The sequence below is a fragment of the Candidatus Thiodiazotropha sp. AKAK2 genome (genome assembly GCF_058244685.1).
The window spans coordinates 1-21,265 of record NZ_JBSYOP010000008.1 but is presented as its reverse complement, the minus strand read 5'-3'; the positions used below and the strand labels follow the sequence as shown (position 1 = coordinate 21,265).

Below are 21,265 nucleotides of genomic sequence, written 5' to 3'. Positions count from 1 at the left end.
GGTAACCGGTCATTGTGTGGTTTCAGAGATACTTTCGCCAATGTTCCGGGCGTTGATCCCGGAGTTGATGATTCATCCGTTGATAGCGGTCTGCAAAGATCGTACGGGTGCATTTCGAGTCGCTTCGGTTGCATCCCAGGTTGGCGCGCTCGGTATCTTCCGTATAGTAGTAGAGGGCTCTTTTGAGGCGATAGAGCAGACGGTTGTCGATGTGCAGTCCCATTGCCGTCAGGCCAGTCTCGATCTGCTCCAATGAGACCTCCATCAGTTCATATTGAATCTGCAACAGGGTGGGGGAGACAGGATTTGTTTTAATAATACCTGACACATCCGCCAGTAAGCTTGACGCTGTACCGGCCTGATTAGGGTCCGGGTGGAGATCGACAAAGTGAATGTCCCGGTGTTTCACCAAGTCGTGTGGGGGATCACCCATAGCCTCCAATCCTAGCGAAAGCGATAAAATAATCAAGCAATTTAGAATTCTCTGAAGTGCCCCGAGTCGGCCGGTCGTAGGATCGGGTCAGCATTGAAAACAGTTACTCAAACCGCAGATTTTAAAAGATACATGAGCAGTAGCCTTCGGTCACTCTGGGTTGTCCGGCAAGATCTGTATGACTCGATATCCCGTTCATTCCGGCAGACTGCATCAGCCGGCGTACAGCATCTGCCTGATTGTATCCATGTTCGAGTATCAGCCAGCCATTCCGTTTCAGCCTGGTTGGGGCCTGTTTGATGATGGTTCGGATATCATCCAATCCATCCTCTCCAGAGACCAGGGCACTATGGGGTTCATAGGGCAGATCCCCCTGTGTGAGATGGGGGTCGGCCGATTCTATATAGGGCGGATTGCTGAGGATCACATCAAAGCGTTCATCCTCGGGTAGTGCATCGCACCAGTCACCGGCATGGAAAGCCAGATTTTGTAAACCCAGTCGTTGGGCGTTTTCCTTGGCGATGCTGAGCGCGGCCTGGTGCAGATCGGTGGCGGCCACTCTGGCGTCCGGGCGTTCGCTGGCCAGTGCCAGGGCAATGGCGCCACTACCGGTGCCCAGATCGGCTGCAATCGGGTTATGGCAACTCTGCAGATGGTGGAGTGCCCGTTCAACCAGCAGTTCGCTCTCGGCCCTTGGAATCAGGGTGTCCGGTGTCACCCGTAGTGACAGAGACCAGAACTCCCGTTGCTGCAGGATATAGGCAATGGGCGTACCCTGCTGCCTCTGCTCGATCAGCTGTTGATAGCGCTGTTGTTGGGATTCACTCAACATCGCCTCGGGCCAGGCGTAGAGATGGCTCTTCGGCTTATCCAGCAGGTGACACAGCAGCATGGCCGCTTCCAGGTCGGGATTGTCAGCGATGCCATTGAGGGATTGTTGTGCTGCCAGCAGGGCCTGTTTGAGGGTCGGCATGGGATGCCCGCTAACTTCAGGCTTCGCCCATAGCGGCCAACTCTTCAAGCTGATGCTCCCGCAGCAGAGGTTCCACCACTTGATCCAGCGTGCCGGTCATCACCTCATCGAGTTTATAGAGGGTTAGATTGATGCGGTGGTCAGTCAGGCGGTTTTGTGGAAAATTGTAGGTGCGGATGCGTTCCGATCGATCGCCACTGCCGACCTGCAGTTTACGGGCGCTGGCCTGCTCTGTGGCGATCTTCTGTTGCGCCTGGGAGAGCAGCTTGGCCTGTAGCAGGGACATCGCCCGTGCCTTGTTTTTATGCTGCGAGCGTTCGTCCTGACACTCAACCACGATACCGCTGGGCAGGTGGGTGATGCGGACCGCAGAATCGGTCTTGTTGACATGCTGTCCGCCGGCCCCTGAGGCACGATAGGTGTCGATACGCAGGTCGTTATTGTTGATCTCCACATCATCCACCTCCTCAACTTCCGGCAGTATCGCCACGGTGCAGGCTGAGGTGTGAATGCGTCCCTGGGACTCGGTTTCGGGTATGCGCTGTACCCGATGGGTGCCCGATTCGAATTTCAGTCGGGAGTAGACCGCATTACCACTGATCCGACAGACCACCTCTTTGTAGCCCCCATGCTCACCCAGGCTTTCGCTGATGGTTTCGGTCTGCCACTTCTGTGACTCCGCATAGCGAAGGTACATCCGATGGAGGTCACTGGCGAACAGGGCGGCTTCGGCGCCACCGGTGCCTGCCCTGATCTCGAGAAAGACATTGCGCTGATCATTCGGATCGGCCGGAATCAGTAGCAATTGCAGCTCAGGCTCCAGGCGCTCCCTGGCCTCTTCTGCATGACTCAGCTCCTCTTTGGCAAGCTCGGCCATTTCCGGATCTGAGATCATCTCTTTTGCCGCCTCGATATCATCTTCAGCGGCGGAGTATTCCCTGAATGCCAGGACCACGGGTTCCAGCTGGGCATACTCCCGTCCCAGGTCGCGGAACTGGTTCTGGTCACTTTGGATATCCGGATCCGCCATTAATGCGGTGATCTCTTCGAAGCGTTCGGCGATCTGATCCAGCTTGCCGCGCAGTGAGGGCTTCATGTTTTATTGTCTGTTTTTTTGATTTGGAAAAGGGTGTTGGCGGCTTCCAGCAACTCAATCTGGCCATTGAATCCGGCCTGGCGCATCTGAGTGCTGGGAGTATGTAAAAGTTTGTTGGTCAGGGTGTGGGCAATGAAGCGGATCGCCTCTTCCGGGGATTTGCCCTTTGCAAGTTGCTGCAGTGCCTTCTGCATCACTTCGTCACGCAACTGTTCTGCACAGCCGCGATAGTCCTGGATCAGCTCCACCGCATCCAGCGAGCGCAGCCAGCCCATGTAGTCGTCCACATAGTGTTCGATGATCTCTTCTGCCTGTTCGGCCGCCTCTTCCCGTGAGCGCATGTTCTCCTGGATGACCTCATCCATATCGTCCACGGTATAGAGATAAATATCGCTGAGATCAGCCACTTCGGGCTCGATGTCCCGGGGAACGGCGATATCCACCATGAAGATGGGTCTGTGTTTGCGCTCTTTCAAAGCGCTCTCCACCGTTCCTTTGCCGAGCACCGGAAGCGGGCTGGCGGTGGAGGAGATGACGATGTCCGCCTCAGCCAGATGGTTGCTGATTTCCGTCAGGGCGATGGCATAGCCCTCAAATTGCGCCGCCAGTTGATGTGCCCTTTCCACCGTTCGGTTTGCCACGATGATGCGTCCGATACCGTTCTGGCTCAGATGCCGGGCCGCCAGCTCCACGGTTTCACCGGCGCCGATCAGCAGTGCGGTCTGTTCCGAAAGGTCACTGAAGATCTGTTTTGCCAGGCTGACGGCGGCAAAGGCCACCGAGACCGGACTGTTACCGATGTTGGTGTCGGTGCGGATCTGTTTTGCCGCTGAGAAGGCGTGTTGAAAGAGTTTATAGAGCAGTTTGCCGGTGGTGCCGGTGTCGGTTGCCGTCTGGTAGGCCGCCTTAACCTGCCCCAGAATCTGTGGCTCCCCGAGTACCAGGGAATCCAGACCGCAGGAGACGCGCAGCAGGTGTTTTACGGCATCCAGTCCGAAATGGCTGTACAGATAGGGCATCACCCGGTCGCTGGGCAGGCCGTGAAAACGGCTGATCCAGTCAGCCAGGGGTTCGTGGTCCTCTTCATTGAGGATGCAATAGACCTCTGTGCGGTTACAGGTGGAGAGAATCACGGTCTCTTTGACTGCCGGATTTTCTTGCAGACTGCGCAGGGCGCCAGCAATGATATCGGGACCAAAGGTGACCTTTTCCCGGATTTCTACCGGGGCGGTTTTGTGATTGAGTCCGAGTGCAAGTATCGACATCTGAGCGGGTACGCAGCCAACAGGATTGGAAATTTTGTTATATCAAGGGGTTAAATTCAAGCTTAAATCGCGTGTTCGCTGTGAAACGGTCGTTTATTTCGTCTCGGATTGAGGCGGTGATAAGCGGTGTTTCCGGAAAAAATCATTTTTTATCGCTAAATGATCGATAATTACTCTCAAATACCTGCCTTAAATCGGGGTTATTGATTACCCTGATAAGCGTAAGCAAACCTTAAGAATCAGGGTCCATGCTGTCATGGACTGTTTAAATGCGATTCCTGCTATGGCTTGGCTGGAACGCAATTTTGCGATACAGGTGCTATCTGCTGCCGGTGTTGTGGATAACCCGGATTGCTAAACAGCCGGTAACTCTGTTATTAATAGAGAAGTTACATTAACTGTCGCTCATAAGAAATACTTAAAATTTTAATAATAGGGCGGTTGAGCTCAACAAATACCGCTCAACACCAGGAGGATTCAGTATGCAGATGCGTACCCAAGTCTACGCAATGGCCACTGCCGGTTTGTTGTTTTCCAGTTCCATTTTTGCCGGGGTAGCCAAGGATCTACCGCTACCCTCCGGTACACCAAGTGCTGATGAGCTTGCCGACCAGGTCTACTTCGTCAACCACTTCTATGCATTGAAGAATTTCGGTATCACCAATAACAACAAAGATCCGAAGAAGAGTAATCGGGCAATCCCGGGCAAGATCACAGTGATTGTCAATAAATCAGCCGGTAGCAAACCCACTACCATCACGGTTGAGCGTTATCTCAACAATGATTATGGTGAAAGTGCCACCAATGCTCAGGACATCGCGATCTTCCGTTCCGGCAAGCTGAAAGGCACCGGTATGCTGATTACCGATTATGTCGATGACAACAAGAGTCAATCCTATTCCATCTGGTTACCGGCGCTCAGGAAAATCAGACGTTTTGCCCAGCCTGCCCATGATGATGCCTGGGGTGGTACCGACTTCACCTTTGGTGACGTAACCCTGAGAAAACCCAAGGATGAGACCCATGAGCTGTTAGGTACTGATACCTTCAACGATTGCCTCGGGGCAATCGCCAAGGCCGAATCGAAAAATAAATATCTGCCCAACCCACCGGATGCCGCTTGTGATCACAAAGGCAAAGAGGTCTATAAGCTGAAAAGTTCCACCAAACGGGAAAACTGGTGGTATGACTATCGCATCAGTTATGTGGATAGCAAGACCTTCGCTGACTACCGTACGGAGTATTTTAAAGGGGACAAGCAGGTCAAAGTGATCGATCGGGATTGGCGCACTCTGGGGCAGGATGATCCACGCGCCCAATATTGGGGATATTGGTATGGAAAGACCCTTGAGTCAGGTCATGAGACCTGGGCGGTGATTCCAAAGGAGATCGTTCAATACAACCAAGATTGGAAATCGGATTACTGGTCAGAGAAGACCCTGAGAAAAATAAAACGCTAACAACAAAAATTGAAACACCCGGCATCGTCCGGGTGTTTCCACTTTAATCGTACTGACTCGCAAGCAGTCGGCAAATACCATCATTGCGCGATGCTCTTACCCTGGGGCTTTGCTGTAGTGAATTCGGGAGGATTCTTTCATGTTCAATCGCAGTAAGTTGTATCAGTCGATTCTACTCGCCATGCTCGTGCCCGGTGCGGCCGTTGCTGAAATAGAGTACAGCGGATACTTGAAAAATGAGACATCAGTCTTCACCAGAGACGGTCAGGTCACCGGCAAAGCAGACAGCATGCTGGATATGGAGGGCCATGACAAAGGGGACCTGCTGAAGTTCGAAAACTCAGCGCGTCTGTTCTTGAACGGTTATGTCGGCGATAACATTACCTGGCACGCCGACTTGAACCTGATCTACGATTCCGAGGGCGTGAACGACGACTATAAGGGTCACCGGCTCTATACCCAGCACGACTACCTTCGCGAGCTCTATTTCGATACCACCGTGTTCGACTGGGATCTGCGTGTTGGTAAGCAGCAGGTGGTGTGGGGAACCGCTGACGGCATCAAGCTGTTGGATATCATCAATCCCACCGATTTTCGCGAGCTCAATCAGAATGCCATGGAGGATTCCCGTATTCCGATCTGGATGATCAATGCGGAACGTAACATCGGCGACAACAGCAACATTCAGTTGATTGTCTCTCAGGTTGAAGAGAACAAGATCCCGGGCCTCAACGGCGATGGTGACGCCGGGCATCCCTTCCTCATGAAAGGGGTGGAGACGATCAGTGGCCAGGTAAACGGTTTCTATAACATCGCCCCGGCATTGAGTAATGTGGCGGCCACCTTCAACGGTGCGGCGATGGGGGGTGGCTTCACCGGTGGCATGGCGCTGCCCCTGGGTCTGAATCTGTTTGCAGGTCTGACTGTGGATGGTTTCGCCGGCAACTTCTGGGATGCTTCGACCACACCTGGCCTACTCAATCCCACCGTACCGACCGATCCGGCTGCCGCGCCCGGTTGGCTGTTGCTTAATGCCTTCACTCAGTTCGGATTTACCGGTCAGCCCGGATTTCCTCCCGGTGTTAGCGATCCCAATGGTAACTTTGGTGAGACCAACCTGATGCCGATCACCGGTTTGACGCCGCTCTCACCGACGGAGGTGACCTGGCAACCGGATGAGGCCTCTTCAGCCTTCGAATATATGGCAAATGCAACCTTTGCCACCTTCAACACCTTTACCAGTTTTACCGCCGGTGGCGGTCTGACTGGATTCGAATCCGAGTGGGTCAAAGACTACCCGGATGACAGTGATGTGAATGGCGGTTTTCGCTTTAGGAACTCAACCGATGGTGGTTTGAACTGGTCCGTCAACTACTTCTACCACTACAGCGGTAACCCGAATATCGATCTGAGTTGGCGTGATGCCAATGGTGATGAGTTGATTGTGCAGCGTGCACCGACTCTGTTCTTCGATACCAATGGTACCGCTGGTCCACAACAGGATGACACCTTCGTACCGGATGTGGCCACCAGCCTGAGCCGGGATGAAGCCAGGGCAAACTGGGATATGGGTAACGCCACTACCATCTTGGTACACGATGCGGCGGGTAACTACTCTGGTGCCCTCGATCCAAGTGGTGTGCTGCCGGCACTGGCTGACGGCAATCCGTTCAACGATGCGATTGCGATGGGTACCGGTGCTCCGACCCTGCGCTTCACAGAGCAGTTGCATCGGGTCAATAGTCTCGGTACCTCGTTTGACTACGCCCTCGAAGCCGGAGATATACCGCTGGTACTCAGAGGTGAGTTTCTCTATGACGAAGGTGAGAAACAACCGGTTATCGATAAATTCCTGTTGAGCATCGGTGATCTGACCAATGCGCTCAAGATGGAAGATGCGGACTACTTCAAGTATGTGCTGGGTGCCGATATCACCGTGGCAACCAACCTGTTGATCAGCGGCCAGTTCATTCAGTTCCGCAATCTGGATTTTGTCGAGGAGTCGGATACCTGTCGCACCCAGACCGGCGTGACCATGGATTGCAGTCGCTACACGGCGGATTTCGCTACCATGAGTCTGACCAATGGCCTCAACAAGGGGTATGAGGATAAGGAGTTCTACTCGATCTTTCTTTCCAAGCCCTTCGGCGAGTCTCAGGAGCATCGCTGGAACAACATCTTCATCTACGAAGAGGGTGGCGGCAAATGGAATCGCTTCGATGTCGAGTACACCTTCACCGATACCCTGTTGGCTTCCGTGGAGTGGAACAACTACTGGGGTGAAGAGAATACGACCTTCGGTCAGTTCAGAGACTCATCAAACTTCCAGGTGGGTCTGAAATGGATCATTGAGTGATCCCTGACTGGCAGTAAAACCCTACGGCCGTCACCTGGATTATTCCAGGCGGCGGCCGACTCACAGCGAATTCTAGGAGTAGTGAGCCATGAGCGGCTCTACAGCAAAACAACAAACCAATAACGCCTGGGCAGAAGGCTATGCGGATTTTGTCATCAAGTTTCGCTGGCCATTGATGATGATCCTGCTGGTGGTGACAATCCTTGCCGCCCTGCAGATCAAGAATCTGGATATGCGCAACGATCCGGATACCCTGTTACCGCCGAGCAACCGCTATGTCGCGACCAATCTCTATGCGGAACACAATTTCGGCATGGGTAACCTGATGGTCTTCACCCTGCGAATCAATGAAGGGGATGTCTACAAGAACTGGTTCGTCAACAAGGTGCAGGAGATCCACGATCGACTGGTCAACCTGCCTACGGCCCGTGAATCGAATTTCATCGATATTGCGGCGAAGAAGATCAAGTACATGGGGGCGGATGAGAACGGTCTGGTCTTTAAAAGGCTGATCCCCACCGAAGGCATCAGCAGTGATCCGGAAAAGGCGGCACAGCAACTGGCCTTTTTGAAAGAGGGCATTGAAAACAATCCGGTGATCGGTCCGATGCTGATCGGTTTTGAGGATGCGGAAGGCAACAAGTGTGAGTTTTCGCAAAAGGATGAGAAGAACTGTACGGCGAAATCCCTCTACATCATCGGCGACTATACCGATGAGGTAAAAGAGATCTATCTGCCCTGGGTGCGTGACATTCGCGCCATGATGGATGAGTACAGTGAGGATGACCGATTCGAGGTGCTGGTGGCCGGTGAGCCCTATTTTCTGGCCTGGATGCTGGCCGATCTGGTCAATAAGTGGTGGCTGTTCGTTATCTCATTCGCCATCGTCATTGCCGCGCTCTGGTTTGAGTTCCGCAATTGGCGAGGCTCCCTGTTTCCGATTATCGGTGTCAGTGCAACCATCATCCTGACCCTGGGACTGATGGGCTTTTCAGCCTTCAAACTGACCACCATGATGGTATTGACCCCGATGCTGTTGTTGGCCATCGGTATCGGGCACTCGGTGCAGGTAACCCGGCGCTTCATGCAGGAGCAGGCGGCATCGGGGGATTGTGAGTCGGCCGCCCACTCTGCCATCTCCCATACCATCGTTCCGGCAACCCTGTCGATTGTCACCGACATGGTCGGCTTCGCCACCCTGGCAACCGTGGATATCTCGTTCTACAAGGCCTACGCCTATTTCGGCATGTTCGGCATGTTGACCCTGCTGTTTACCACCACCACCCTGATCCCGCTGTTGATGATGACTTTTCCCTGCAGCCACAGTGAGACGAAAGAGGGGCATGAGCATGAGTGGGAGACCAAGGTTGGTGGCTTTATTACGGGTCTGTTGACCGGTCCCGGGAAGCTGATCCCGATCGGTATCGTGATGGCGATCATGGCCTGGTCTGTCTATGAGACCGATATCCTGAATGGCACCAGTGAGGATCTGATGCCTGGTGTGGAGAAGGGTATCAACTATTCACGCGCCGCCTTCAAAGAGAAATCGATCACTATTCAGCACATCGAACGGCTGAATGAGATCATGCCGGGGGTTATCTCGGTATCCATACCCATACGCGGTAAGGAGCCGACGTCCGAGCTCTGTGTGGAGACCTATTTTCCGGAAGAGATCTATGACATAGAGGATCCCCAGGAGAAGGTCGTCCAGTGTGAAAAGGCCAAACAGGAGCTAGGCTGCTGGGATCCTGATCCCTGCGGTGCCCAGGGAATCTTCAACGAAGCCGATGTGTTGGCTGACATTGAAGCCCTTGAGGAGTGGATGCGTTCCCATGAACATATCGGTTTCACCGGTTCCTACGCCCAATATATCCGCCTGGTGAATATGTTGCTGACCGCCGAGCCGGGAGAGCAGCCTGACATCAAGGATCTCTATATTCCAACCTCGAAGAAGCTGCAGGAGATCGATCCGGATGATGATCGTGGCGGTGACGATATCGTACAGCTCTACAATGGTCTTTTGGAGACCATGACCGAAGAGGGGGATATGGACTCCTTCGTCATGAAGAACTGGAACGAAGGGGTGGTGATGGGCTTCATCAATACCATGGATCCGGTGGAGACCCACGAGGTCACCATGGATATCCAGGCGTATATTGAAGACCATAAGAACGACCCCGGTTTCAGCAAGGTCAACTTCGGATTGCGTTCCGGTCCGGTGGACGACCTTTCCGGCGACAGTAACGAACTCTCAGTGGACGGTCCCGGTTATGTCAGACCTGGGCTGGGTGGTTTCCTCGGCGCCACGGAGGCAACCCGGGAGGTTGCCGTGGACAACTGGCTCTCGGGGCCTCTGCTCACAGCTGCAGCGGTGTTCGTTATTGCGGCGTTGATCTTCCGTTCGCTGGTCGTTTCGGTGATCCTGATGGTGCTGTTGTTCATCACCCTGTTTGCCCAGTATGGCCTGGGTGGATACATGACCAGCATCCAGAACTGGTCGGGCAATCTGGCCTTTCATCTGCAAGTGGCCCTGAGTATCGCCATGGGATTGGGCATCGACTACGGCATCTACATGATGTCGAGGCTCAAGGAGGAGATGCAGGCGACGGCCGGCAACTGGCAGGAGGCGTTGGTCAATACCCTCAACACCACCGGCTCAGCGGTGATCATTTCGGTTGTGGTTCTACTGGGCTGCTTCATCCCACTGCTGAACACCGATCTGGCCAACACCTGGGGATTGGGTATCTACATCAGTCAGGCTCTGCTGATCGATGTGGTGACCGCCTTGACCATTCTGCCGATGCTGGTGGCCTGGTTGAAGCCGAAATTTGTTTTTGGTGAATATCAATAAAAACTAAAAAAGTTAACTGAGCTTCGGCTCAGTACGACCTCGAGCCGGCATTTATGCCGGCTTTTTTTATCCACAGAAAACGTAAAATGTGCTGCTGGATTAGACTTTGTGCAAGTCTGTTTGAGTGAACCCTGATGGACAGATCGGGATAGTGAGTGGGTCTATCCTGATGACGCGTAGCCGGGTTGTGGGTCGACAGTGCTGTTTAGCTGTGTCTCGAGGTCCGCTGCCTGTTCTGTTGCCTGGCTTTACGTCGTGGCGTGAAGAGGTGGCGAAGACGCTCGGTAAAGGGGCGGTTGCGAAGTGGGCAGGTTGCCTCGAGTGAGCGTGGCGGCTGTGGTATTTCATCCCAGCTGTCGACGATCTGACCGTCGCTCAATTTGATCAGTCGACTGGCGGCTTGCTTGACGTCCGGATCGTGGGAGGAGATCAGAAATGTGGTCTCAAGAGTTTGATTCAATCGCTGCATCAGTTCAATCAGATGTCTGCCGGTGGTGCTGTCGAGGTTGGCGGTTGGCTCATCCGCCAGAATGATTTTCGGCTCAGTTGCCAATGCCCTGGCCACCGCAACCCGCTGTTGCTGGCCACCAGATAGCTGGTCGGGACGACGATAACCCAGATGGCCAATCTCAACTTCATGCAGCCAGTGGTTGGCGATCTCCAGACTCTGTTGTTTGCTCTTGCCTTGCAGCTGGCATACATAGGCTACGTTTTCCCGGGCGCTCAGCACGCGAATTAGATTATAGGCCTGAAAGATAAAACCGATATTTGTCAGTCGAAACTTGCTGCGTTGGCTGTTCCCCATCTTGAGGATATCCTCGCCCAGGACCTCAGCCTGGCCCCGGTCGGCCGACTCCAGGCCGCCAATGATATTCAGCAATGTGCTCTTGCCCGAGCCTGAGCGTCCGGCGAGCACGGCAAATTCACCGCTACGAATCTGCAGATCGATACCATGCAGCGCCGGGTAGGGCATGGTGCCGACCCAATAGCATTTATGCAGGTCCCGGGTTTGGATGATGGTTGATTGGTTCGCTTCCGGCATGGGCCACCTATTGGATTCGTAGTGCCTGACTGACAGAGAGGCGGGTGGCTTTCCATGCCGGGTAGAGTCCTGAGAGCAAGGCCGCCACCAGGGTGGCCAGCAGAATTTTGATTGCTGAGTCCCGGGTCAGCTGGGGGTGGATCACCGGGTCCATATAGAAAAATTCAAAGGCATTGGCATAACCGGTCAGATCGATGCCGCCCTCAGCGAGTAGCATGACAATCAGTGATGCACTGAGATAGCCCAGTACGGCACCGACAAATATCAGCAGTACCGCTTCAAACAGCAGCATCAAAAAGATGCGATGGGGTTGGGTGCCGATGGCGATCATCACACCCAGCTCCTTCTGCCGTTCGTGCAGAGAGATCAGCATGGTATTGAGTATCTCCGTGAGTACCAGCAGGATCACCACAAACAGAATGATCAAACCATAGGCATCACTGAACTCCAGCCACTGTCTGACCATCGGATCGAGCTCCTGCCAGGGCATGATCTCGTAGACCTGTTCGGAGAGCTGCTGGACAAACAGCCGATAGAGGGTATCGGTCTGATCGTGATGATCGGCGCGGATCACAATATCGGTTACCGCCTGCTCCATCTGTAGCCACTGTTGGGCGGCATCCAGTGAGATCAGCGCCAGGGTGCGATCGATCTGTGGCGCGCCGGTCTCGATGATGCCCCGCAGATAGAAGACCTCTGAGACCATCTCGCCGCTGGGGCGCTGGGTCATCAGGATTACCCGGTCTGACAATCCGGCGCCGAGATTCTGTGCCACCGTCTTGCCCAGCAGAAGATCCTTGTTCATACCCGGACGCAGCCACACGCCGGATGTGACGCTCTGATCCATGGAGGTTACCCAGGTCTCCTGTTCCGGGTCGGTGGCCATAATCTGCACCCCGCTGCTGCTGCCGCTGACCGAGGCCAGGCCCGAGGTGCGGATGCGCTGAGTCCAGCCGATGATCTCCGGATAGGTGTCCATGAAGCGGGATATGGCCTCAGGATCGGCGATGTTGTTACGCAGGTTCTGAGAAGACTCGAATCCCTTGGCATGGATCTGCAGGTGTCCGGTGAAGCTGAGGATAAAATTGGTTTTCATCTGACTCAACCAGCCATCGTTGAGGGCACTCAGCAGGGTCAGGGTGGCGATGCCGAACATCATGGTCAGCAGGGTGATGATGGTACGCCGGCGGTTACGAATCAGATTGCGTACCGCCAGCGCTACATAGGTCAGAATGCCAAGTCGGCTAACCATTGCGGATCGCCTCCACCGGCTGCAGCAGACTGGCCCGCCAGGCCGGATAGATTCCGGAGAGGATCGAAGCCAGCAAAATGGCACTGGCGGTAATACCCAGATGGTCCAGTTTCAATTGGGGGTAGATCAGCGGGTCGACATAGAATCTGGAGGTCGACCCCAGCAGTGTGGAGAGGTCGATACCGATCGTGCCGGTCAGCAGAATGATCAGGGAGCCGAGCAGGGTGCCGAGCAGGATACCGATGATGCCGATCGTCACTGCTTCCACCACGATCAGAAAGGCGATCTGGCGACGGCTTGTGCCGATCGCCATCAGAATGCCGAACTCCCGGGTACGGTCCAGCATGGAGAGCAGCAGAGTATTCAGCTCTCCCGCCAATACGATGAACAGTACGATGCCGAGAAACAGATAGAGAAAGCCGTTATGCAGGGTTACCCACTCTTTCATCACCGGAAACATGCTGTACCAGGGCATGATCTCCAACTGCTGGCCTGCCAGTTCATCCTTCAGACTGGTCACCAGATCAGGCAGCCCCTGTTCATCCACCTTGATGACGAAGGTGGTGACCTGTCCATGCAGGTCGACCATCTCCTGCAGGGTGGCCAGACTGGTGATCGCCATGCCGCTGTCGAGACCCATTTCACCACTGGTGATGATACCGACCAGGGTGAAGGATTCGGCAATCATGGCACCGTAGCGGTCATAACCGATCATGATCACTTCATCACCCAGCCGGACCTGCAGGTTGTTTGCCGTGGTGGCGCCCAGAATCAGCGCGTAGCTCTCCTCCGGTTGGAGAAAGCGTCCAATGCCGATTCTGCTCTCCAGTTCGGTGACCTTGGGTTCATTCAGCGGATCCATACCGATCAGCATCACCCCCTGGGTGGTATGGTCCGATGCGGCCAGGCCAAAGGTATCCAGGCGTTGGCTGTATCTTGTAATACCCTGCCGTTCCAGGGCTTCACTGATCTGTTGCGGGTTGTCGATTGCCAGGGCGAGATCCGGTTGCTGAAAAAATCCCTGCCGGTGTATCTGCAGGGTACCGATGATGGCATTCTGGAAGTTACCCAGCATGTTGCGATGCAGCCCCTCATTGAAACCCCATAGGAAAATCAATGAAGCGAGTCCCAGGGCAATGGCGCCGGAGGTCAGCAGGGTGCGTCTCGGATGGCCGAGCAGATTGCGTATTGCAACCCTGGCAAGGTGGGCAGTGAGCTGTGATTTTGCGTCGGTCATCCAAAACCTGATCTTGGTTAATTGTCGGCCACAGCCGCTCAACCGGATTCTACTTTGCCTGCATCGGCGTGAAGAGCTGGGAATCCAGGGCCAGGTCGAATTGGATCGACTCCAGGGTGATGACTGTACGCTTGCCCTCCCCGTCATCGGGCTGCATGGTCCAGCGTGTGGGTATGACACGCCCACCCATTTCTGCGATCTGGTCGAATACCATCAGGCGTTTTACCTGTTTCCGGCAATGGTAGGCCATTTCGAGAGGGACACCGTCGCCGCGAATCTTCCGAACCAGCTTTTTCCAGGTCACGGTGGCTTCCGGCTCGGGGATCGATTGTATGGTGTAGATTGCCATCTCTCCCTCACCCTGGCGATCGATGATCTGATGGGTATGGCCATCGATCATGGCATCGGTGTCGAGCAGATCCTGGTTGTTGAAGTCCGAGCCCATCCATGGATCCTGCATCATGGCCGGTGAGATATTGATCTGACGGCGCAGTTTTGGCAGATACATGGAGAGGATGTTGTCGATCTTGAGAAATACCGTTCCCTTGGTCTTTCTGGGGGAAAGAATCTCCATACGGAAGCGCTTGTTATCCCGGTCGTCGTGGCTGCGAAAGGTCATTGTACGCTGCCACTCCGGTCGCACGATATCAATGCGGTACTCTGCCTGAGTGCCGCTGGAACGCATCAGTAGTTCTGATCTTTGTAACAGCTCAAGCGCCTGCTTTGAGGAGTCATCTGCCAGGCTTCCTGTGGCGATGAATATCAGCAGCCAAATTGTCTTGCTCAGTCGTGCCATGGGGAAAAACATACTCTGAAAGTAGGAAATGATTCAGTTCATTATAAGCATTTCATAATATATAGCCAGTGCAGGGCTGACCGATGGCTTTTCGTCAATGTCGTATTTATAGGTATAACTAACTGAATTTATATGGATTATTTCAGGTGATTCGAGAGGTAAAGAAGTGTTGCATGAACTGGCAGGTAAGGGTAAGGCGGGTTGTGTTCTGTTAGCTCAAGCCTGGCTGGTGGTTTGATTAGGGGTTATCTGCTGCTGTGCAGCCTGTTCATGGCCAGCTGCAGATCACCTTTGACGATCATCGGCAGGCTGTCGATCGCCTTGTCGATCGCCTGATCGATGGATGTTCTGTGCTCTTTGGAAGGGCGGCCAAGCACATAGTTGACCACCGCAGCCCGGTCATTCGGGTGATCGATACCGATACGCAGGCGATGAAACTCACGTTTGCCGAGAACACTCATGATGTCCCTCAGGCCATTGTGTCCCGCATGACCTCCACCGGTCTTCAGGCGTGCCTGTCCCGGCTCCAGATCCAGTTCGTCATGCACCACCAGGATCTCCTGGGGTTCAATGCGAAAATAGTTGGCCAGACTGGCGACCGCCTGTCCGCTTCGGTTCATATAGGTGGTTGGTTTCAGCAGCCGCACCTCTTCACCCTGCAGATTCAGTTTGCAGACCTGGCCGTGGTGTTTGGACTCTGTGCGAAAACTGAGATGGTGTTGCTCGGCGAGCTTATCCAACAGCCAGAAGCCGGCATTGTGACGGGTTTGTTCGTAATCGGGGCCTGGGTTTCCAAGACCTGCAATAAGACGGATGGGTTGGGATGCCATGGATAGGGGGGGTGGGGTGGTTGTGAAGAGGGAGGCTTACACCTCCCTCGGGAGCGGTTTTATTCAGCGCTCTCTTCACCATCTTCATCAGAAGATTCAGTAGGCTCATCCTCTTCACCCTTGTGGGTGGCGTGAATGGTCACTACGATCGGATCTTCATTACCCTCGTGGGTGATCAGGTCTACACCCTCTGGCAGGGTTATCTCTGAGGCATGCAGAACGGTACCCAGTTCAAGGTTGCCCAGATCGATCTCGATGAACTCTGGCAGGTCTTTAGGCAGACAGCTGATCTCCATATCGGTCATTACGTGGCTGGCCTGTCCGCCGGACTTGATGCCCGGGCAGGTTTCTTCGTTGATGAAGTGCAGCGGAACGTGCAGTCTGATCTTCTCATCAGCCTGTACGCGCTGAAAGTCCACATGCAGGATGAATGGTTTGGCCGGATGGCGCTGCAGATCCTTCAGCACCACGGTCTGATTTTTGCCACCCAGTTTCAGCTCAAGCAGATTGGAGTAGAAACCTTCATTCTCCAGTGAGTGGGCGATCTCGTTGTGCAGAACGGTGATCGGGGTTGGATCCTGGTGCGCGCCATAGACGATGCCCGGAACCAGACCGGCGCGACGCAGGCGGCGGCTCGCACCTTTCCCTGTATCGCTCCGTGCTTCGGCGTTAACTTCAAAATTTGCAGACATGGTTATCTCCGTATCTGTTTAGGTCAAAAGGGATGTCGCTTTGCGACCAAGCGACACCACCGCTGAATTCAAGCGGACGCGCGATTCTATCAGGATTGGCCAGAATTTCCAGCCTTTTGGGGGTGTTTGCTCAGCCATTCGAGCCGCAAAGGGCGCAATTCACTGCCCAAAAACGCAAAACCCGATCTAGTTACAGGCTCTACTTGCGAAATTTAGCAGCGATTTGCGTCCATTTGCGGCAGGATTGTGAGATGGCCGGAGCTAGTCGATAAACAGGGAACTTACCGATTCCTCGTTGGAGATCCGGCGCACGGTTTCGGCAAGCAGTTCGGCGATTGAAACCTGACGGATCACGTCGCACTGTTTGGCGTCTTCCGACAGGGGGATTGTATCGGTGACCACCAGCTCATCAAGCTTGGAGTTGCTGAGGTTGGTGACCGCTGGGCCGGAAAGCACCGGATGGGTACAGTAGGCGACCACTTTGGCGGCACCATGATCCTTCAGTGCATTGGCTGCCTGGCAGAGAGTGCCCGCGGTATCCACCAGATCATCGATGAGAACGCAGCTGCGACCCTCAACGTGGCCGATGATGTTCATCACCTTGGCCTCATTGGGTTGCGGGCGACGCTTGTCGATGATGGCGAGTTCGGCATCATCCAGACGCTTTGCCAGTGCCCGGGCTCTGACCACACCCCCCACATCGGGAGAGACTACCACGATATCCGGGTGCTTCTGGCGCCAGACGTCACCGAGCAGGATCGGCGAGGCGTAGACATTGTCCACCGGGATGTCGAAAAAGCCCTGAATCTGATCCGCATGGAGATCGACCGTCAGTACCCGGTCGGCACCGGCGGTGGCAATCATCTTTGCCGCCAGTCTGGCGGTAATCGGTACTCTGGCGGAGCGGGGGCGGCGGTCCTGACGGGCGTAACCGAAATAGGGGATGACGGCGGTGATGCGATTGGCTGAAGACCAGCGCATGGCATCGATCATCACCAGCAGCTCCATCAGGTTTTCATTGGTCGGTGCTGAGGTGGATTGCACAATGAAAACATCCCGACCGCGGACATTCTCATGTATCTCGGCCATCACTTCCCCGTCACTGAAACGGCCAACCTGCATTTTACCCAGGGGGAGGTTGAGATGACTCACGATTCCGGCGGTGAGAGAGGGGTTGGCGTTACCCGAAAAGACCGTCATGGCAGTGGATGGCACGGTGCTAATCCTCAGTCGAGAAAATAGTTTGCAGAGAAATGGCTGGGGCGGCAGGATTCGAACCTACGAATGCTGGGATCAAAACCCAGTGCCTTACCGCTTGGCGACGCCCCAATTAACTCTTTTCCAGCTGGAACTGATCCAGTAGCGGGGAGCGGTTAAGCCCCCGGGCAACAAACCCTGTAAGATCGCTTGGTAGCCGATCAAGTACCTCGTTCGCCGCTCGCCGTTCGGCGAATTCTGCGAACAGGCAGGCCCCTGTTCCGGTCAGTCGCGCAACGGCATACTGACCAAGCCAATCCATCGCCTGCGCCACTTCCGGGTGGCGCCTTCTGACCACGGCTAGGCAGTCATTTTGGCTGTTACCCTCTAGAAAGGCGCGTATTTTGATCCTGGGGGAGTTGCGTGTCAAATCAGGTTGTCCGAATATTTCGGCGGTCGATACGTGGCAGGCTGGATTGAGTACCAAAAACCAGGGTTCCGGGAGTTCAATGTCAGTCATTTTATCCCCCACACCTTCCGCCCAAGCTGCCTGGCCATGGATGAAGATCGGCACATCGGCGCCCAGGGTTCCGCCGAGCTGCATCAGCTGATCCTGGCCAAGACCAAGCCCCCACAAGTGGTTGAGGGCTACCAGAGTTGTGGCGGCATCGGAGCTGCCTCCCCCGAGCCCGCCCCCCATCGGCAGGATTTTGTGCAGGGTCAGCTCCACGCCTGAATCCGTCCCCGTGATCTGTTGCAGCATCTTTGCCGCGCGAAAACAGAGATTTTGTTGCTCAGGAACCTCGGGTAGCGGATTGGTGATGACGATTTGGCCATCTTGGCGATACTTGAAATCGAGCCGATCCTGTCGGTCGATGAACTGAAATACGGTTTGCAGATCGTGGTAGCCATCCTCGCGTCTGCCGACAATGCGCAGCATCAGATTCAGCTTTGCCGGTGCCGGACAGCTGAGGATCTCCAAGGGTGATTGAAGGGATCTGGTCACAGCTTACAACTTAGGTTGACGACTAGTTTTCAGCACCCAAACGCAACATGGCAGGCCGGATGAAGCGGTTGTCGGGTTCCCTCTCCAGAGCGGCCTTCCAGATTTCGAGGGCCCGTTCCTGCTCTCCCATCACCCACAGTACTTCGCCCAGGTGGGAAGCAATCTCAGCGTCGTTGCTGATCTCTGCGGCTTTCTCCAGGTGCTCCAGAGCGGCCGGCAGATTACCCAGGCGATACTCAACCCAACCCATGCTGTCGAGTACCGCCGGGCTTTCCGGCTTCAGAGCCAATGCCTGCGCAATGTATTCCCTGGCCTCCTGCAGGCGGTCAGTCTGATCAGCCAGGGTGTAGCCGAGGGCGTTCAGTGCATCGGCATGTTGTGGGTGGGTCTCGAGTATCTTACCCAGGTCCTGTTCAAGCAGATCGACCCGTTTCAGGTCTGCGGCATTGAGGCCCCTGGCATAGAGCAGGTCGATGTTGTCGCTGAACCGCTCGAGCGCCTTGCTGTAGACCTCATGGGCGGTGGCGTACTCTCTGGCTTCACGCAGCAGTTCGGCTTCGATCATGTAGAATTTCAGCTGATTGCGAGATTGATTCACTCTCAGGCGCTGCAGGGTCTCTCTGGCCTGTTTCAGGTTGCCTTGATCGGAGAGGATCTTGGCTATCCGCACCTGTGCGTCGGCCAGGTGTTTTCCCTCCACCCGGCTGTAGCGGTCCAACGCCTGTTCGTAGGCTTCCTGCTCTTCAGCGATCGCCCCGAGATAGAAGTTGGCTTCATTTCTTTTTGCCCGGCTCTTGGTCAGGATTGACAGATACTGCTGTGCCTTGTCGTACTGATCAAGTTGCATGTAGATCATACCCAGAGAGAAGCTGAAATCGGTGTTGTCCGGGGCTTGTTGATTGAGTTCAAGAAACTGCTGCAGGGAGGCTTCGACCTGGTTTATCTCGAGCAGAATTCTGGCGTAGGCGTGTCTGAGTTTGATGTCACTCGGATATTTCTCGACCGACTGCTGGAGAAATTCAACACCCTGTTTCTCCTTTTTCATGGCAATCAGAGTATGGGCTCTCAATACCAGGCTCTGGGTGGAGCTGGGCTCCAGACTCAGGGATCGATCGGTGTATTCCAGGGCCAGTGCGCGTTGAGATGCCCGGTTGGCAACCAGGGCGAGGGCATAAAGTGCCGAGGAGGAATCCGTATCCTCAGGTACCAGCTGCTGCATCAACGCCAGTGCTTTCTCCGGGGAACCCGATTTCTCAGCGATCGCGGCAGCCTGTACATAGCCGGATTGACCATTGCGGTTTGCTATCTTGATAACCTGCTGTAGATGTGAGATCGCCTCATCCAGCTGGTTTGCCCTGATGTTGATTATGGCGGCGATTTGATAGGCCTTCAGCTCCTGTGGGTCGACATCGATCCAGAGACGGGCGGCTGTCAAGGCATTTTCCGGTTGATTGGCTTGCAGTGCCAGACTTGTGGCCCGTTCCGCTGAAAGGGGATCCCGCGACTCCCGGGCAACCTGCAAGGCGTGGTCGAACGCCATCGATTGTTCGCCACGTTGAGCGGCTATTTCACTGGCAAGCGTGTGGTAGACCAGGTCTGTGCTGAGTTCGTCTGCCGTTTTTCCGCTCTGAGCAGGTACTGGTTCGTTACCGTCCAGGCTGGTCGGCTCAGGCGATTTGAGTGTTGGGTTGCTGCCGCAGGCTGATAAGAGAAGCAGGCTAATAAGGGTAGCGGTTTTATTCATTCGGTTTGCTGTGTAATTAGTCGTACCTTGGTTTGGTCGATTTTGCTGTTTCAGATTCTGTCCCAGGATCTTAGATATTAACTTTATTATTGTAGTGGAATGGCTGGAAATTCTGCCAAAAGGGGGATCACGATCCATGCCATTGCCAGCTCTCCGATTGCCCAGTCGAGCCGCATTTTAGACGGCTCCGAAAGAGACACTACACTAACACCAATCCAATTAACATCAGTGGTAAGCCTGAATTCAGTACTGGTATTCTCAGTAGACAAAAAAATCTTTGAAATGTTAGTTGACTTTGGCAAGGCTTGGCGTCAGAATGCCCGGCTCTCGTTAGGAGGGGTTCCCGAGTGGCCAAAGGGATCAGACTGTAAATCTGACGGCTCAGCCTTCGGAGGTTCGAATCCTCCCCCCTCCACCAGATGTTGATGAGAAGAGGCGCTGTAGAGCGGCTTAGGAAACAATGCGGGGGACGCATTGGCCCGGAGGTTTTAGGTTGGTAGAGATCCTACCCACCCTCTCCACCAAGATGGAAATTGGTCGTGGTTGTTGGTGAGCGACGCGTTGCTTGGCTACGCGGGTGTAGTTCAATGGTAGAACTTCAGCCTTCCAAGCTGAATACGTGGGTTCGATTCCCATCACCCGCTCCAATATAATAGGCCAATTTCAAGATTGGCGTTGAGCGACGGTACTGTAAGGCAGTGTCGTCGTTTGTGTGTGCTGGAAGTCTGGCCATTGGTGGAAGGGACTGACAGTTAAAGAGTTTTTGCCCAGATAGCTCAGTTGGTAGAGCACACCCTTGGTAAGGGTGAGGTCGGCAGTTCAAATCTGCTTCTGGGCTCCAATAATTGAAAGGCGTGCGGAAGCGCGCGAATTTGTCTTTATACAATAGAGAACCTGGAGAACACTCATGTCCAAGGAAAAATTCGAACGCACAAAGCCGCATGTCAATGTGGGCACGATTGGTCACGTAGACCACGGCAAGACCACGCTGACGGCGGCCATCACAACAGTCCAGGCGTCCAAGTACGGTGGCGA

Annotated in this window: 17 protein-coding genes and 4 tRNA genes; 7 read left to right on the top strand and 14 right to left on the bottom strand. The window is 54.5% G+C overall.

Annotated elements, in window-relative coordinates; all coding sequences use genetic code 11:
• Positions 1-22: 22 nt before the first annotated feature.
• The 4 genes from AC4IE8_RS02240 to hemA form a co-directional block, all read right to left on the bottom strand.
• A complete protein-coding gene (locus AC4IE8_RS02240) occupies positions 23-433 on the bottom strand; it encodes a hypothetical protein (RefSeq protein ID WP_490790211.1) in 411 nt (136 codons plus the stop codon).
• Positions 434-554: 121 nt separating this feature from the next.
• Positions 555-1,454, bottom strand: a complete 900-nt coding sequence (prmC, locus tag AC4IE8_RS02235) for a peptide chain release factor N(5)-glutamine methyltransferase (RefSeq protein ID WP_490790210.1) — start codon at positions 1,452-1,454, stop codon at positions 555-557.
• Positions 1,423-2,502, bottom strand: a complete 1,080-nt coding sequence (gene prfA / locus AC4IE8_RS02230) for a peptide chain release factor 1 (protein WP_490790209.1) — start codon at positions 2,500-2,502, stop codon at positions 1,423-1,425. The genes prmC and prfA overlap by 32 nt, the downstream gene beginning before the upstream one ends.
• Positions 2,499-3,767, bottom strand: a complete 1,269-nt coding sequence (gene hemA / locus AC4IE8_RS02225; RefSeq protein ID WP_068989717.1) for a glutamyl-tRNA reductase — start codon at positions 3,765-3,767, stop codon at positions 2,499-2,501. The genes prfA and hemA overlap by 4 nt, the downstream gene beginning before the upstream one ends.
• A gap of 482 nt (positions 3,768-4,249) precedes the next feature.
• Between hemA and AC4IE8_RS02220 the strand changes: the two genes are divergently transcribed.
• From AC4IE8_RS02220 to AC4IE8_RS02210, 3 genes are all read left to right on the top strand, one after another.
• Positions 4,250-5,227: an outer membrane lipoprotein-sorting protein gene (locus tag AC4IE8_RS02220; protein WP_068989720.1), complete on the top strand. Its 978-nt coding sequence runs from the start codon at positions 4,250-4,252 to the stop codon at positions 5,225-5,227.
• 139 nt (positions 5,228-5,366) lie between these two features.
• Positions 5,367-7,583, top strand: a complete 2,217-nt coding sequence (locus AC4IE8_RS02215) for a DUF1302 domain-containing protein (protein ID WP_068989721.1) — start codon at positions 5,367-5,369, stop codon at positions 7,581-7,583.
• 88 nt (positions 7,584-7,671) lie between these two features.
• Complete coding sequence (locus AC4IE8_RS02210; protein WP_490790208.1) at positions 7,672-10,434, top strand: efflux RND transporter permease subunit; 2,763 nt, start codon at positions 7,672-7,674, stop codon at positions 10,432-10,434.
• A 205-nt stretch (positions 10,435-10,639) separates the two neighbouring features.
• On the opposite strand, the gene AC4IE8_RS02205 is transcribed toward AC4IE8_RS02210, so the two are convergent.
• The 10 genes from AC4IE8_RS02205 to AC4IE8_RS02160 all read right to left on the bottom strand — a co-directional run bounded on the left by AC4IE8_RS02205 (position 10,640) and on the right by AC4IE8_RS02160 (position 20,230).
• The gene (locus tag AC4IE8_RS02205) at positions 10,640-11,476 is read right to left on the bottom strand and encodes an ABC transporter ATP-binding protein (protein ID WP_490790207.1); all 837 of its coding nucleotides are present in this window, start codon (positions 11,474-11,476) and stop codon (positions 10,640-10,642) included.
• A 7-nt stretch (positions 11,477-11,483) separates the two neighbouring features.
• Positions 11,484-12,728, bottom strand: a complete 1,245-nt coding sequence (locus tag AC4IE8_RS02200; protein ID WP_490790206.1) for an ABC transporter permease — start codon at positions 12,726-12,728, stop codon at positions 11,484-11,486.
• Positions 12,721-13,965, bottom strand: coding sequence for an ABC transporter permease (locus AC4IE8_RS02195; RefSeq protein WP_490790205.1), 1,245 nt, complete (start codon positions 13,963-13,965; stop codon positions 12,721-12,723). Before AC4IE8_RS02195 ends, AC4IE8_RS02200 begins: the two co-directional genes overlap by 8 nt.
• Positions 13,966-14,014: 49 nt before the next feature.
• Entirely contained in the window at positions 14,015-14,761 is a 747-nt protein-coding gene (locus AC4IE8_RS02190) for an outer membrane lipoprotein-sorting protein (protein WP_068989733.1), read from the bottom strand.
• A 245-nt stretch (positions 14,762-15,006) separates the two neighbouring features.
• Complete coding sequence (pth, locus tag AC4IE8_RS02185; protein ID WP_490790204.1) at positions 15,007-15,591, bottom strand: aminoacyl-tRNA hydrolase; 585 nt, start codon at positions 15,589-15,591, stop codon at positions 15,007-15,009.
• A gap of 59 nt (positions 15,592-15,650) precedes the next feature.
• Positions 15,651-16,283: a 50S ribosomal protein L25/general stress protein Ctc gene (locus AC4IE8_RS02180; protein WP_068989736.1), complete on the bottom strand. Its 633-nt coding sequence runs from the start codon at positions 16,281-16,283 to the stop codon at positions 15,651-15,653.
• A gap of 261 nt (positions 16,284-16,544) precedes the next feature.
• A complete protein-coding gene (locus tag AC4IE8_RS02175) occupies positions 16,545-17,483 on the bottom strand; it encodes a ribose-phosphate diphosphokinase (protein ID WP_490790264.1) in 939 nt (312 codons plus the stop codon).
• Positions 17,484-17,537: 54 nt separating this feature from the next.
• Positions 17,538-17,612: transfer RNA gene (locus AC4IE8_RS02170), tRNA-Gln, on the bottom strand.
• Position 17,613: 1 nt separating this feature from the next.
• Positions 17,614-18,486 carry a 4-(cytidine 5'-diphospho)-2-C-methyl-D-erythritol kinase gene (ispE, locus tag AC4IE8_RS02165; RefSeq protein WP_490790203.1) on the bottom strand — a complete coding sequence of 291 codons (873 nt, stop codon included), beginning with the start codon at positions 18,484-18,486 and terminating at the stop codon, positions 17,614-17,616.
• Between the two features lie 22 nt (positions 18,487-18,508).
• A complete protein-coding gene (locus AC4IE8_RS02160) occupies positions 18,509-20,230 on the bottom strand; it encodes a tetratricopeptide repeat protein (protein ID WP_490790202.1) in 1,722 nt (573 codons plus the stop codon).
• A gap of 333 nt (positions 20,231-20,563) precedes the next feature.
• Between AC4IE8_RS02160 and AC4IE8_RS02155 the strand changes: the two genes are divergently transcribed.
• The 4 genes from AC4IE8_RS02155 to AC4IE8_RS02140 all read left to right on the top strand — a co-directional run.
• Positions 20,564-20,648: transfer RNA gene (locus AC4IE8_RS02155), tRNA-Tyr, on the top strand.
• A gap of 155 nt (positions 20,649-20,803) precedes the next feature.
• A tRNA-Gly gene (locus tag AC4IE8_RS02150) sits at positions 20,804-20,877 on the top strand.
• A gap of 118 nt (positions 20,878-20,995) precedes the next feature.
• A tRNA-Thr gene (locus tag AC4IE8_RS02145) sits at positions 20,996-21,071 on the top strand.
• A 66-nt stretch (positions 21,072-21,137) separates the two neighbouring features.
• The coding region (locus tag AC4IE8_RS02140) for a GTP-binding protein (protein WP_490790263.1) at positions 21,138-21,265 on the top strand (128 nt) is incomplete at its 3' end.